The following is a 14,978-nucleotide window of genomic DNA, read 5'->3' as shown; positions in this document are numbered from 1 at the left end:
AAAATGAAGAAACTTTTAATTCTATTATGTATCGGAAACCTTTGTTTGGCACAACAAACCAAACGAAAATTGGTTTGGGAAGAAAATTTTAATAAACCAACCTTGGACGAATCGGTTTGGAACTTCGAGCTGGGTGATGGTTGCCCTAATCTATGTGGTTGGGGGAATAATGAGCGACAGATTTATACTAGGAATAACCATGAAATTAAAGATGGAAATCTGGTTATTCATGCAAAGAAAGAAGGGAGTGTCTATACTTCCGCCAAAATAACGACCAAAGATAAAAAAGTATTTCAATATGGTCGATTGGAAGCAAGAGCAAAACTACCCATTGGTCATGGAATTTGGCCGGCATTTTGGATGTTAGGTCAAAATATTAGTCAGGTAGGTTGGCCAAAATGTGGTGAAATAGATATTTTAGAATATATAGGAAAAGAGCCTCATACAGTATTTACGACTTTACATACACAAGATAGTCATGGAAATACTACTAATACGAAAAAAACCAATTTTCCAAATATTGAAGAAGGTTTCCATGTTTATGCCGTCGATTGGACAAAAGATAAAATGGATTTTTTTGTGGACGATGTATTAGTATACACTTTTCAACCTGAGATTAAAAATGAGAATACATGGCCATTTGATAAGCCATTCTATTTTATTTTAAATGTGGCAATCGGAGGGAATTTTGGAGGTCCCGCCGTTGATGACAGCGTTTTTCCTCAAGACTTTACTGTAGATTATATTAAAGTCTATCAATAAGAGTATAAATGTACTTCTCCGAGTACACACTAAAAGAAGTGGCAGCAATTTTGTTGCAAGGAAAATTAATGTCGCTTCTTTTTTCTAAAACCCACCGAATATTTGTTTTTCAGATCTTTATGCTGGATTTTGGCCTTTTTTTGTCAATATTTTATTTTGTTAAAATAACTTAATTTAAATGTTTTTTTTGTCGAAGTTGTCAAATTTTATTGATTTTATTTGCTTCCTTTAATAATTATTTGTTAAATTTGAAATCTTAATTAACCTATAAAGCGAACTGCCTATATCCAAAAACTACTTTTTTAGAAAAAATTGCCCCCCAAATTTTGAACTAAACTAAAAAGTATTATTATGGCTACTATTGAACTTACAGATGATTTGTTGGTTAAAGATTATATTGCAGGAAATGAAAATGCCTTAGCTTTATTAATCAAAAAACACGAATCAAAAATTTTCGGATTTATTTACTCTAAGATTTCTGATAGAGATATTTCAAATGACATTTTTCAAGACACTTTTATTAAAGTTATTAAAACTTTAAAGTCTAACGCGTACAACGAAGAAGGTAAATTTTTGCCGTGGGTCATGAGAATTTCCCACAATCTGATTGTTGACCATTACAGAAAAACTAAAAAAATGCCGATGTTCAGAGAAACAGAGGAGTTTTCTATTTTTTCAATAATGACCGATAGTACCCTTACCATTGAGAATAAAATTATTTCGGAGCAAGTTGAAAAAGATTTGAAAAGACTCATAGAAGAACTTCCTGCTGATCAAAAAGAAGTTTTGGTTATGAGAATGTATCAGGATATGAGTTTTAAGGAAATTTCAGAGTTAACAGGAGTAAGCATCAATACAGCCTTAGGTAGAATGCGTTACGCATTGATGAATATGAGAAAAGTTATCGATAAACATCAAATTATTTTAACGAATTAATAATATTTGGTTGATAACTACGTTATATTATAAATCTTAACTGATTATAATATGGCAAAAACTTACTCCAAAAAATCATTAGTTACTAAGAAAATGAAACCAAAAAAGGAAGTTGTCTCTTTTTTATTAAATTATTCTAAAGCTTTAAAAGTCATTAAAACTGAGAATAACAGTTTCGAAATTATTGCTAATTAAAACAGCCCACTCCAATTGTCGGATGTTTTTGAACCAAAAACTCGCTTTTGGTTTATGATTTAAAAATGCTAAATTTCACTAATTCATCCTAAAGATTAGTGAAATTTAGTGTTTTTTAAAGAACCTATTTGTTATTAAAGGTTTCTAAAACTGCTTTTCGTCCAATTGTTCTGGTAATGATATCTTTTTCTAAATCCCAACCTCGCGCTGGGGAATATTCTCTTCCATACCAGATAATTTGAAGATGTAAATCGTTCCATATTTCTTCAGGGAAAAGTCGTTTAGCATCTTTTTCCGTTTGCACCACATTTTTTCCATTAGTCAAATTCCAACGATACATCAATCGATGAATATGCGTATCCACAGGAAAGGCGGGAACTCCAAAAGCTTGTGACATCACAACGCTTGCCGTTTTATGGCCAACAGCCGGTAGTTCTTCCAGACTCTCAAAACTTTGAGGCACTTTTCCTCCGTGTTTATCAATTAAAATTTGTGATAAACCATGAATGCCTTTCGACTTCATCGGTGATAAGCCACAAGGTTTGATGATTTCCCGTATTTCTTCCACAGACATTTTTACCATATCATATGGATTGTCGGCCTTCGCAAATAAGATTGGAGTGATCTGATTCACGCGAACATCAGTACATTGAGCCGAAAGTAAAACCGCAATCAATAAAGTATAAGGATCTTTATGGTCAAGCGGAATAGGAATTGTCGGATATAATTCTTTTAACGTATTTATAACAAATGTTACACGTTCCTGTTTATTCATTTTTGTATTTTTATAAAGAGTAAAAATAGTATAATTTCTATTATGTGCCTAATCCAGCTTTTCGTTGCAACTCCTCATTTTTAGTACCTTTTTTTCTAAGTAATTACAAGAGCTTCCTTTGGTCGCTTTGTCCTTACAAGAAAAAATAGCCATAAAAATTCCGGGGTTTTCACTTTAATCTGGGGCATTAAGGAATACTAATAATCGAGTAATCAAACAGTCTAAATAATCAAAATAATGACACCATTAAAAATAGGAGACCAGGCGCCCAATTTTTCAAGCCCTGATCAAGACGGAAAAGTACATCAATTAACTGATTATAAAGGAAAAAAATTAGTTGTTTTCTTTTATCCAAAAGCAAATACACCCGGATGCACCGCCGAGGCATGTGATTTGAGGGATAATTTTGAACGCTTTCAGGCTAATAATTATGAGCTTTTAGGTGTAAGTGCCGATAGTCAAAAAGCACAAGCTAAGTTCAAAGACAAGTACGAATTCCCTTTTCCATTATTGGCTGATGAAGATAAATCCGTAATTAATGCTTTTGGAGTTTGGGGACCTAAAAAATTCATGGGAAAAGAATACGATGGTATTCACAGAACGACATTTGTAATCAATGAAAACGGAATTATTGACAACGTAATCACTGACGTGAAAACCAAAGAACACGCTGATCAAATATTAAAATAAAAATTCAGTAATCAGTTCCAGTTTTAGTGCTCTCATTTTTAGGATTAGCTAGCACAATATAGTCCAATCTTGTTTTTGTCACATCGAGCTTAGTCAAGAGGTACGAATGATTCTCGACTCGCTCAAACTGATAAAATGGACTATTTTATAAAATTATTGGGATAAATTGTAAAAAAGAAAAAAGCCTAAAAAGAATATACATTCTTTTTAGGCTTTTTTCTTTCTGAGCACTGTGACTGAACACAGAATACTAAAATATTATTTACTTAGTTTCATAAAATTGCTTGGTTCGTAACCAAAAAGGCGGTGCTCTTTAATGATTTCTGCTACACCGGAAGGAAGCATTTCTTCCCAACCTGGTTTTCCTTTGCTAATCATTTTTAGGACTTCACGAGAGAATACCTTCAAGATTTCCGGATTATAGTCAACGATGTCAACCACTTTTCCATTGAATTTGAAGAATTTATATAATTCTTTCATTCTTGGATGCACTTTTAGATTATCAGAAGTGATAATTTCACCATTATCTCCTAACATCGGGTATAAAAATACTTTCATGTCACGATAGAATAACTTTCCAAAAGCTTCCAAAATACCACCACTCAAATGGCGGTAATATTTCTCATCGAAGATGTCTACCAAGTTGTTGACACCCATGGCTAATCCCATACGTGCTTTAGTATAGTTGGCAAAATATTCAACCACTTTATAATATTCCTGGAAGTTCGAGATCATTACTGTTTGTCCTAATGAACAAAGTAATTCGGCTCGATCCATAAAATCTCTTTCGTCAATTTCTCCATCAGAACGCAAATTCGAAAGTGTGATTTCAAATACCACAAGTGTATTATCAACTTCTACTTTATTTTCGTTCAAAAACATTTTTAAGGACTTCTCATACATGTCCATATTTACTTTTGTAACGGGACGGAAGCTACCTCTAAAGGCAAGAATGTTCTTTTTGTATAAAATCGATGCAGGAAGAATGTTTTTGCCTTCAGGATTAAACATTACGGCATCGGTCATTCCGTTTTTCACGAGTTGTAAACTCATCAAACGGTTGTCAACATCGGCAAAACGTGGACCTGAGAAATTGATGGTGTCAATCTCCAGTTGATCTTTCTCTAAATGATCATATAAATAACGCAATAATTTCTTTGCATCGTTGTATTTGTAGAAAGCACCATAAATCAAATTCACACCAAGAATACCAAGAGTCTCTTGTTGCAATTTCGAATCTGTTTCCTTGAATCGAATGTGGATGATGATTTCGTTGTAATCTTCGTCAGGTTCTATTTGAAAACGAATACCAACCCAACCATGGCCTTTAAACTGTTTGGCAAAATCGATTGTGGCAACCGTATTGGCATAACTAAGAACATTTTATTCGGGTGTTTTTCCCTGTTTAAACGCTGTTCCATTATGTCAACTTCGTGAGAAAGCATTTTCTTTAATCTGCTTTCAGTTACATAGCGGCCGTCTTCTTCAACACCATAAATGGCATCACTAAAGTCTTTGTCGTAGGCAGACATTGCTTTTGCAATAGTACCAGAAGAACCTCCTGCTCTGAAGAAATGTCTAACCGTTTCTTGTCCAGCACCGATTTCAGCAAACGTACCATAGATATTTTCATTCAAATTGATACGGAGCGCCTTATCTTTTATAGAAGGAATTTGTGCGATGACTTTGTCACCTTTTAGTTTTATTTCAGTACCCATTTTGTTTTAAATATGGCTAATTATGTTACAAAGTTAACTAAATAGGCTTCTCATGAAAGATATTTAACCCTATTTTTGTAAAAAAAACAGAAGCAATTGAACGTATATTTTTTAGGTACTGGTACGTCGCAAGGAATTCCTATTATAGGGAGCGATCATCCAGTTTGTAAAAGTACTGATAATAAGGATAAAAGACTCCGAGTATCAGTTTGGGTTTATTGGGAAAATCATTCTTTCGTAATCGATTGCGGTCCCGATTTCAGGCAACAAATGTTGACTGCCGATTGTAAAAAAGTGGAAGGAATTCTATTTACACATGAACATGCAGATCATACTGCCGGATTAGATGATATTCGACCATTTAATTTCAGGCAAGGAGAGATGCCAATCTTTGCTCATCAAAGGGTAATTGATAATTTAAAACGACGTTTCGATTATGTTTTTGAAACAGTTAATCGCTATCCGGGAGCTCCATCTGTAAAAACAATCGAAGTAGTCAACGATCAACCTTTTCCGCTAGGGAATAAAATAGCTATTCCTATTAATGTTATGCATGGTGATTTACAGGTTTTTGGTTATAGAATTGATGATTTTGCCTATTTAACAGATGTGAAAACCATTGAGGAAAAAGAAATTGGTAAATTGAAAAACCTAAAAGTATTGGTTATAAATGCTTTAAGGGAGGAATGTCATGCCACCCATTTTAATTTGGAAGAAGCATTAGATTTTATAAATTTGGTGCGCCCAGAAAAGGCTTATCTGACTCATATCAGTCATCATTTTGGTTTTCACGAAGAGATACAAAAAAAGCTTCCCGAAAATGTTTATGTGGCCTATGATAATCTAGAAATTACAATTTAAATCAACAAAAATGAAAAAATCGTTACTGCTCTATCTTTTTATTCTTTCCATACTGATGACTATTTTTACTTATATGTTCTTGAGTAAAGAGGTGACTTTTGAGCAAGACAGATATAAAAAAGTAACCACTAAACTTAAAGACAGTTTGAATTCAGTTACTGCTAAATTAGCCGATGCCAATTATTTTTCTTTGGAACGAAATGAAAATGCCCAAAATTATTTTGAGTCTGGGGGTTCTGAAAAAATAATTCAATATGAAAAATTAATTCCATACGTTACAGAAAAACTGATGGATTATAATAACAATCCTAAAGGGAATCCTTATGTAGGGCAAGATCAAATAGGAGCCAATAAATTTATCATCAATAAGGTGAAAATTCTTAACCACAGATGGATTATTGCCGATTATAGTGATGGTGAAATCTGGGGAGAAGTTTTATTGAAATACTTCGTTAATGAGGATGAAAGTATTTCTTTTGAAGTCAATCAGTCTTTATTGTATCAAAAATAAAGTATTTGTTTTCAGTCGCAGTTTTCAAATCATAATTTGATTGTATACTGCGACTGAATACGGAATACTAATTTTCAATAAGCCAGTTTTTAAAATCATAGAAATTTTGTGGTGCAACACCATGGCCTACGGGATATTCTTTATAAGTAGACTCGATACCTAAGTTGTCCAGGAAAGGTTTTGTTTTTCTGGCCCATTCTACCGGGATTACCTGATCTACAGTTCCGTGAGAAGCGAAAATACCCAGATTTGAAAAATCATTATTTCTATAATTTTCTTCTAAAATAGGTTCACTCACATAGCCGCTTAATGCAATGACTCTTTTGATTTTTTCAGGATGTGAAAGCGCTACGGCATAACTTAGAATCGAACCTTGACTGAAACCAAGTAAAGTGATGTCGTCTGTATCAATAGGGTATGTTTCGATTAATTCATCAATAAACTGAGCAATCAGATCCCGTGAAATTTTAGCTTGTTCGTGATCTGAAAATTTGTTCTGATCGGCATCAAAATTAATAGCATACCACGCATAGCTTCCGTATTGTAAGTCATAAGGGGCACGGGCTGAAATGATATAATATTCATCCGGAAGTTCAGACGCAAACGAAAACAAATCAGCTTCGTTGCTGCCATAACCGTGAAGTAAAAGTAAAAGAGGGTTTTTGTCTTGTTTTATTTTTGGTTCTCTGATGAGGTATTCTAAGGATAAATTCATGTTTGCTATTAGATATTTTTAAATATTTTTTGAAATTGCTCTCCTAATAATGGAATCAGTTTCATCTCTCCTTGCAAGGCTCCTAAAAAGCCATAAATCCAAAGAATAAAATAGAAAACATAAAAGGCTGAAGAAATCATCCAACTGTCAAAGTAACCTATAAAGTATCCAATCAGAAAAAAGGAAACAAATATGCCTAAGGCCTGACGAATATGAAATGCAGCAAAAGTGTTTTTCTTTTCTAAATTCATAAATATCGCAATAATGGCTCCAATGATGGTCAGATAGCTTATGATTGCGGTAGTTTTTCCGGTTTCCATAGTGTTGTTCATGTTTTATTTTTTTAGAATCAGTTGATCTTGATTCACAATTCCATATACTTTTCCTTTCATTTCCACCCCTAGAAAAGCAGAGTTTTTTGATTTTGACAAAATCGATGCATTCGAGAAAATACTGCTGTCTTCAGGATTAAATAAGGTAATATTTGCTTTGGCACCTTCCTCAATTATTTGGGCTTCGATACCAAAAGTTGCTTTACCGGCAGTCAGTTTTTCGACTATAGTTTCTGTTGGCAATACACTCATTAAAGCTCCAAAAGCACTTTCCAGTCCTATGGTTCCATTTTTGGCGGTATCAAATTCCATTTTTTTATGTTCGATATCTATCGGATTATGGTCAGTGGTAATCATATCGATAGTGCCATTTAAAACACCTTCAATCAATGCCTGTCTGTCTGCTTCTGTTCGTAATGGAGGAGAAACTTTATAGCGGGTGTCAAATCCTTCTAATGTTGAATCTGTTAATACCAAATGATGTACGGCAACACTGCAACTTACGTTTAGCCCTTTTGCTTTAGCTTCTTTGATTAGTTGTACTGATTTTGCAGTAGAAATTGTAGGAATGTGCAATTTGCCTCCAGTATATTCCAGTAAAAACAGGTTTCTTGCTATTTGTAATTCCTCGGCCAGATTCGGAATTCCTTTTAAACCTAATCTTGTGGAGACGATACCTTCATTGGCAACTCCATTTCCTTTTATTTTATCATCTTGTGCAAACGCAATGACTAAGCCGTCAAAATCCTGAACGTATTGCAAGGCTATTTTTAGCAAATTGGCATTGTCAAGACTTTTATTGTAATCTCCAAAAGCTACCGCACCAGCTTTTTTCATATCGTATAATTCAGCCATATCTTTTCCTTCGCTTTCTTTTGTCAAAGCGCCTATTGGGAAAAGTTGAGTAGCAAATCCATTGGCTTTGTTTACAACAAAATTTACTTGGGACTGATTGTCGATAACTGGGAAGGAGTTGGGCTGTAAAGCGATGGCAGTAAAACCACTTTTTGCTGCTACATCCAGTCCGTTTGCAATGGTTTCTCGGTCTTCAAAACCTGGTTCTCCAAGCGAAACGCTGCTGTCAAACCATCCTTGGGAAACATGAAGATTTGGGAGTTTTACTTCTTCAGCATTTTCAGTATTTGGAAGTGTTGTTCCTATTTTTTTTATAAAACCATCTACAATTAAAATATCAGCAGTCTTGTTGTGAAAAGGACTTTTAGGATCGATAATTTTTGCTTCTCGGATGATTATTTTCATGATGTGTTTTTAATTATTGGACTTTCGTTCTATTTTACGAATCGTATAATTGCCATTTCTGTTACCAAAAATAACAGTGCAAAGATAAGAAACCATTTCCAAATTTGATTGTCAGTTCTGTTGGTTTGTAAGGTATCAAATACGGCCGATACAGATTCGATTGTTTTATAATCGGAAACGGCATCTTCATTGGCTAAAGCCAAATTACTTTCACTTCGGTTGTAATTGAAACTGATGTTTTCTAATCGTTCTTTTTTATTGTAAATACTGTAATTACCAGCTTGTTCCGGATAATCATTGAAAACCATTTTTACTTTATTGTTCAAAATTTGCTGTACCGGGATAAATTGTTCTTCTGCGCCTTTAATGGTCAAGATGTCGTCTTTTGATAGCAAGGCGTCTATGAAAAAGGGATTGTTGTTCCCAATTGTTATGGCCTTTATTCCTGTATTTTGATTTATTACTGCCAATTTAAAAAAAACAGGAACGATCAAAGGCGATTGTTGAAAGTTTGAATTAGCGATATTAACTGGTCCCGAAAAAACAGCAACAGACGAATTCAAACTTCGTATTGACGTCAGGAAAATGCTCTGGTCCTCGTAGGATAAAATGGCGGGACTGGAGCTGGCTAGCGTAAATGAATTTTTTGTTTTCGGGTATTGGAAATTGGTGATTTTATTTTCGAAAACACCATTAAAAAGCGGGTGATTAAAGTTAATTTTGGTAATAAGCTTTTCTTTGTTTTCCAATGATTTGAATTGGATATTTCCAAAATTCGCGAGAAAAGAATTCATATCGGAAATGGAAGTTTTTAAGGAAGGAATAATAACTAAATTTCCGCCTTTTGCCACAAATGATTTTAAGGTCGTTTGCAATGCCAGAGGAATTTCGTCTAATTCATTCAATAATATGGCATCTTGTGTTTCCAGACTGTTGTAGTCTAATGCGCTTAGGGTAAAGTTGTTGAAGTTGAATTCGTCATGGGTGTAAATTCGGGAAAGGAAATTGCTTTTCTCGGGTTCACCAATACTCAGGACATTAATCTTTTTTGTTTTAGAAATGCTGAAATATAAGTTGTTGTCGTATCCTAAGCCATTGTCAACAATAGAAACATAACCGTGAAATGTTTGTTTTGGAATCGTGAAATTGATACTTTTTTTCTTGCTTTCGATAGGTACAATTGTCTTGGCAATAAGTTTTTCTTCGTTATATAAGGCTACAGGTACCGGTTTTAAATCATCACCATAACCGGATAAGTCAACGGTTATTTCATAGAAATTATCGAGAGTCTGGTGAATAAAAACACTGTCAATTGAAATATTGTTTTTTTGTTCCGCTTTCGGAATGATAAAATACGTTAGGTTTTCCGGATGGATGCTTTTTAATTGTTTTTGGTCAAGTCCTACTGCATCAGTAATAATTACAATGTCTTTTTTGAAAGGGGATTTATGTGCATTTATTTTAGCCATTATGTGGTCTAGCTGAAAAGGTGTTGCACTGTATTTTAGATTTTGCAGCGAGTTTTGAACCGATTTTATATCGGTATTCCAATAGTTTTCTGAGTTGGTCAATAATGAAAAAGTGGTGTTTTCAGGAGTTTCTTCAAGTAGTTCCTGAACCGCACGTTTTAGTAATTCTCCTTTTTTGCCTTTGGCTTGCATACTAAAGGAATTGTCTAGAACAATGTACATTTCGTTAGAGGCGTTTTTACTGTCTTTGGCATCAAAAAAAGGCTGGGCAAAGGCAATAATAATGCAAGCCAGCAACAATAAACGACAGGCAAGCAGCAACCATTTTTTGATTTTGGAGCTCTTTCTGGTTTGAATAGAAAGCTGTTTTAGGAAACGAACATTGGTGAAATATTCTTTTTTGAAACGACGTAATTGAAATAAATGAACCAAAATTGGAACAATCAATAAGAACAGAAAGTATAAAATTTCGGGATGTTTAAAATGCATTCGAATGTATAGTTTACTTCACCAGATTTTAATTTCAACGAAGTTCAGTGAATTTTAGCATTCAAAAATACAAATTTGCTGACAGTTTCTGAGGAAGTTGTTATAAATTTTCGACGGTAAAAACAATTGAGTCTCTTTATAAATATATTATGTATTTTAGCTTTCCTAGAAAAATACAGCATTATGAAAAACAGAATTTTAATTCTTCTTTTAATTTCAATCTTCCCAAGCGTGCAAGCACAAACCGAAAAATTCAATTTACTTATTGGAACCTACACCAACAGTTGTGACAGTAAAGGAATTTATGTCTATGATTTTGATACGAATACAGCTGATTTTAATTTTAAAAACGCGACTGAAAAAAGCATAAACCCAAGTTATTTAACGCTTTCAACGGATAATAAAATTGTTTATTCTGTAAATGAAAATGGTGCCGAAAGTACGGTAAGTTCTTTTGGATTTGATGCCACAAGTGGAAAACTGGACTTCATTAATAAACAAAGTGCCAAAGGAGCGGATCCTTGTTATATTATCAATGATGACAAAAATGTAATTGTTGCGAATTATTCAGGAGGAAATATATCCGTTTTTGGTAAAAATAGTGATGGTAGTCTTACCGAAGCGAAACAGGTAGTTCAACATTATGGAAAAGGAATTAATGCTCAAAGACAAGAAGGGCCACATGTTCATATGGTTCATTTTTCGCCAGACAGAAAATTTATTTTGTCGAATGATTTAGGCAATGACAAAGTATACTCTTACGAATACAATCCAAATTCGGCGAATGAAATATTAAAGCCTAAAGACAGTGTAGCCGTAAAATCAGGAAGCGGGCCCAGACATCTTGCCTTTAGCAAAGACGGGAAATTTGTATATGTATTGCAGGAATTAGACGGTACCTTGACTGTTTTTAAGTATTCAAAAGGAATATTGAAAAAGATTGATGAAACCACCATCTTAGCCAAAGATTTTAAAGGAACTTTAAGTTCTGCGGATATTCATATTTCACCTGACGGTAAATTTTTATATGCAACAAATAGAGGTGAAGCCAATGATATTTCGATTTTTAAAATTCTAAAAAACGGAAAATTAGAAGCCAAAGGGCGAACAAGTACTTTGGGGAAAGGGCCTAGAAATTTTGTGATTGATCCAACAGGTAATTTTCTTTTGGTAGCGCATCAATATACAAACGATGTGGTGATTTTTAAAAGAGATAAAACTACTGGAGGGCTTACAGATACTGGGAAAAGAATCGCTTTGTGCTCACCGGTTTGTTTGGTCTTCGCTCCAAATAAATAATACCCTCCAATCCGATAAATTAAAAAAGGCTAAAAACGAAATTTCATTTTTAGCCTTTTTAATATTTATTCATTTTTAAAACGGAGACTGAATACTATTTATTCTTGTCCTTTCTCTTTTTGTCTCTGGTTTTTAGCATGTTTCGATTGACAGAACCGTGTGTTTTCTTTTTTGTCTTGGAAGGACCTCCCAAATTGATTTTTTTGTTCTTTTTATCTTTTTCATGAAAAGCACCATCGCCATCTAATTTGACTTTCTTCATCAGGAATTTAATCGGCTGTCTGTCTTTTTCAGGTTCGATTAATTTTGCGGAAATTTCAACATTTTCTGGGAAAGGTTCGGTATCTAGCTCCAAATTCATTAAAACTTCTACTTCTACTTTAGACTCTTCTTCACGAGGAGCGATAAAGCTTATGGCAGTTCCTGTTGCATCAGCACGACCGGTTCTACCAATTCTATGCATGTACAATTCCGGTAATTCCGGCATTTCAAAGTTGATAACGTGGGTAATATTTGAAATATCCAATCCTCTCGCCATAATATCTGTCGTGATCAAACCACGTAAGTTTCCTTCTTGGAACTCAGCCATGGTACTCAAACGATAGTTTTGGGATTTATTAGAGTGGATTACCCCAAACTGACCTTCAAAATCCTCTTCTATGCGGGTGTGAAGCATATCAGAGATCTTCTTGTTGTTTACAAAAACCAAAACGCGACTCATGTCTTCGTTAGTTTCTAATAAATGTTTTAACAGATTAACTTTGGTGTTAAAATTAGGAACGTTGTAAGTAATTTGTTTGATGTTTTCCAAAGGTGTTCCTGAATTGGCTAAAGTTACTTCTTCCGGATAATCAAAAAAGTCATTTAAAACGGCATCCACTTCATCAGTCATGGTGGCTGAAAAAAGAATATTTTGACGCTTGGTTTTCATCATGGCCAAAAGTGCCGTTAATTGAGTTCGGAATCCTAAATTGAGCATTTCATCAAACTCATCAATAACCAGTTTTTGTGTTTCATCAAAACGAACTACAGCATCCAAAGCCAAATCCATAGTTCGGCCAGGTGTTCCTACCAAGATGTCAACACCTTCATAGACTGCTTTTTTTTGAGTGTTTATATTCACGCCACCATAAATCCCAAGTGTTTTAACCGACATGTATTTTGTCAGTTTTTCCACTTCCTCCACTACTTGAACTACTAATTCACGGGTAGGGACAAGAACAACAATTTTTGGTGTATTGGTATTAGTGAATTTATATAACTTTAATAAAGGTAATAGGTAGGCAAATGTTTTACCGGTTCCGGTTTGAGCGATTCCCATCATGTCACGTCCCGACATGATTACAGCAAAAGATTTTTCTTGTATAGGAGTAGGCGTTACAAACCCTAATTCGTCGATTGCTTTTTGTACAGATTTAGGAAGATTGAATTGCTCGAAAGTTGTCATTTGCATTTAAATTTTTTGCAAAGGTACATTAAATTGACGGTTAGATTGTTAGATTGTTTGACGATTCGAGAAATCTATTACTATAAAAATCTAAAAATCAGTGCTAAAGCACCTAGAATACCCTAGTTCAAACAAAGTGAAATCATGCTGGACAAGAATATTAAAAGCTATTTAACGTAGTTTTTAAACCGTTTTGGTTTTTATTTTTAGTTTTTTATTATAAAGTTTTTAAAGTATTACATATCGTGTCCTTCCATAGGATTTGTTCCTTTGCGAAGTTTGTATTCGCTATTTATGGCATAAGCCCCAGTGATGACCACTTTTTTAGTTGCATCTAGTTCCGATTTAATTTCGACCATGTTGTTGACTTCAATTCCTGTTTCGACCATTTGGTTTTCAAATACACCTTGTCTTTTTTCAATCCATATATAAGTGGCATGTTGTTCTCTGATAACAGCATCGGTTGGAATAAATAATCCTTTCACATTAGGTTGGGATAATTTTGCGATTGCCTGCATACCTGGTTTTAGGAGTAAGTTCGGATTAGGTACTTCCATCCGAATTAAAAGCAGTCTGGTGTCTGGATTTATTTCCGGATTAATAAATGCAACTTTGGCATTTATTGTTTTATCGGGATAGTCTGTAAATGAAATTTTTGCATTTTGTCCAATTTTTAAGCTTTTTGCATAATTTACATTTACTTGTGCTTCAAGCCAAAGACTATTTAAATCTGCCAATTTAAGTATTCCCAAACCTTCCATGATATAGCTACCTTCTGTGGCTGCTATTTCGGTAACATACCCACTGGAACTACTGTAGAAAGTAGTGTAAGGAGAAACTTCGCTACTCGCTTTTATGTTTTCAATTTGGTTGTTCGATAAGCCAAAGAAAAGCAGTTTCTGTTTGGCCGCATGCAGCATAGTCTTAGCATTTTTTCCAAAATCACCGGGCATTGCGACCTGTTTATAGGCTGTGAAATAATCTTGTTTGGCTATGGCGATATCTTCGCTGTATAATTGATAAACCGCCTCGTTTTTATTAATATAATCCCCTATAGTTTTAAAATATAGCTTTTCGATTCTTCCCATCGCCCTTGAGGATATAGTTTTAACTTTTTCCTGGTTAATCGTTAAAACGCCTGTATAGGTTTCTTCTAAATTATTTCCTGATTCTGCTATAGCTTGCGTAGTGATGTTTCCCAGTATTATTTGTTGTTCGCTCAGGGCTATTTCGTTAGCCGCTGATTCGTCATTTTTTATTGGCGTTAACTCCATGTGGCAAATTGGGCATTTTCCCGGTTTATTTTCCTTTATCTGCGGATCCATAGCGCACGTATAGTAAACACTTTCTTTTGTAGCATGTTTGCTATGATCTTCCTTGTTTTTAGTATTACATGCTATTAATGTTGCAAATACTATAAATAGGATACTAATTTTTTTTATCAGTTTCATCAGCTATTCTGTTTTAATAAAGCTTTCGCTATCAATTAAATATTGTGCATTTTTAGCAATTGTATCTT

14 protein-coding genes and 1 pseudogene are annotated in these 14,978 nt (G+C 34.2%); 7 read left to right on the top strand and 8 right to left on the bottom strand.

Going from position 1 to position 14,978, the window contains the following annotated elements:
* The first annotated feature begins 3 nt into the window (after positions 1-3).
* The 3 genes from ABEB23_RS15310 (at position 4) to ABEB23_RS15300 (ending at position 1,893) form a co-directional block, all read left to right on the top strand.
* The gene (locus tag ABEB23_RS15310; protein ID WP_348813491.1) at positions 4-762 is read left to right on the top strand and encodes a glycoside hydrolase family 16 protein; all 759 of its coding nucleotides are present in this window, start codon (positions 4-6) and stop codon (positions 760-762) included.
* Positions 763-1,113: 351 nt separating this feature from the next.
* On the top strand, positions 1,114-1,698 hold the full coding sequence (locus ABEB23_RS15305) for an RNA polymerase sigma factor (RefSeq protein ID WP_348813490.1): 585 nt from the start codon (positions 1,114-1,116) through the stop codon (positions 1,696-1,698).
* A gap of 51 nt (positions 1,699-1,749) precedes the next feature.
* Positions 1,750-1,893: a hypothetical protein gene (locus tag ABEB23_RS15300; protein ID WP_348813488.1), complete on the top strand. Its 144-nt coding sequence runs from the start codon at positions 1,750-1,752 to the stop codon at positions 1,891-1,893.
* 124 nt (positions 1,894-2,017) lie between these two features.
* On the opposite strand, the gene ABEB23_RS15295 is transcribed toward ABEB23_RS15300, so the two are convergent.
* Complete coding sequence (locus ABEB23_RS15295; RefSeq protein ID WP_348813487.1) at positions 2,018-2,668, bottom strand: endonuclease III domain-containing protein; 651 nt, start codon at positions 2,666-2,668, stop codon at positions 2,018-2,020.
* A gap of 237 nt (positions 2,669-2,905) precedes the next feature.
* Here ABEB23_RS15295 and bcp point away from each other — a divergent pair, with 237 nt between their 5' ends.
* Positions 2,906-3,358 (top strand): thioredoxin-dependent thiol peroxidase, encoded by a 453-nt coding sequence (gene bcp / locus ABEB23_RS15290; RefSeq protein ID WP_348813486.1) that lies wholly within the window; start codon positions 2,906-2,908, stop codon positions 3,356-3,358.
* 258 nt (positions 3,359-3,616) lie between these two features.
* On the opposite strand, the pseudogene ABEB23_RS15285 reads toward bcp, so the two are convergent.
* Positions 3,617-5,076 (bottom strand): annotated as a pseudogene (locus ABEB23_RS15285) (TonB-dependent receptor).
* A gap of 96 nt (positions 5,077-5,172) precedes the next feature.
* On the opposite strand from ABEB23_RS15285, the gene ABEB23_RS15280 reads away from it, so the two are divergent.
* Complete coding sequence (locus ABEB23_RS15280) at positions 5,173-5,937, top strand: MBL fold metallo-hydrolase (RefSeq protein WP_348813485.1); 765 nt, start codon at positions 5,173-5,175, stop codon at positions 5,935-5,937.
* Positions 5,938-5,947: 10 nt separating this feature from the next.
* Positions 5,948-6,448, top strand: coding sequence for a hypothetical protein (locus ABEB23_RS15275; protein WP_348813484.1), 501 nt, complete (start codon positions 5,948-5,950; stop codon positions 6,446-6,448).
* A gap of 67 nt (positions 6,449-6,515) precedes the next feature.
* Here the strand turns inward: ABEB23_RS15275 and ABEB23_RS15270 are convergent, their stop codons facing one another.
* From ABEB23_RS15270 to ABEB23_RS15255, 4 genes are read right to left on the bottom strand one after another with little or no spacing between them, the layout of a single operon-like run.
* A complete protein-coding gene (locus ABEB23_RS15270) occupies positions 6,516-7,163 on the bottom strand; it encodes an alpha/beta hydrolase (protein WP_348813483.1) in 648 nt (215 codons plus the stop codon).
* 8 nt (positions 7,164-7,171) lie between these two features.
* Positions 7,172-7,495 (bottom strand): DUF4870 domain-containing protein, encoded by a 324-nt coding sequence (locus tag ABEB23_RS15265; RefSeq protein WP_348813482.1) that lies wholly within the window; start codon positions 7,493-7,495, stop codon positions 7,172-7,174.
* Between the two features lie 3 nt (positions 7,496-7,498).
* Complete coding sequence (locus tag ABEB23_RS15260; RefSeq protein WP_348813481.1) at positions 7,499-8,755, bottom strand: dihydroorotase; 1,257 nt, start codon at positions 8,753-8,755, stop codon at positions 7,499-7,501.
* 29 nt (positions 8,756-8,784) lie between these two features.
* On the bottom strand, positions 8,785-10,713 hold the full coding sequence (locus ABEB23_RS15255) for a vWA domain-containing protein (RefSeq protein ID WP_348813480.1): 1,929 nt from the start codon (positions 10,711-10,713) through the stop codon (positions 8,785-8,787).
* Positions 10,714-10,896: 183 nt separating this feature from the next.
* Between ABEB23_RS15255 and ABEB23_RS15250 the strand changes: the two genes are divergently transcribed.
* A complete protein-coding gene (locus ABEB23_RS15250; RefSeq protein ID WP_348813479.1) occupies positions 10,897-12,012 on the top strand; it encodes a lactonase family protein in 1,116 nt (371 codons plus the stop codon).
* Positions 12,013-12,106: 94 nt separating this feature from the next.
* Here the strand turns inward: ABEB23_RS15250 and ABEB23_RS15245 are convergent, their stop codons facing one another.
* A complete protein-coding gene (locus ABEB23_RS15245; protein ID WP_348813478.1) occupies positions 12,107-13,459 on the bottom strand; it encodes a DEAD/DEAH box helicase in 1,353 nt (450 codons plus the stop codon).
* 236 nt (positions 13,460-13,695) lie between these two features.
* Entirely contained in the window at positions 13,696-14,910 is a 1,215-nt protein-coding gene (locus ABEB23_RS15240) for an efflux RND transporter periplasmic adaptor subunit (RefSeq protein WP_348813476.1), read from the bottom strand.
* Between the last annotated feature and the right edge of the window lie 68 nt (positions 14,911-14,978).

It is taken from the genome of Flavobacterium maritimum, assembly GCF_040049085.1.
Lineage (GTDB): Bacteria > Bacteroidota > Bacteroidia > Flavobacteriales > Flavobacteriaceae > Flavobacterium > Flavobacterium maritimum.
This window is presented reverse-complemented; position numbering and strand designations above follow the sequence as displayed.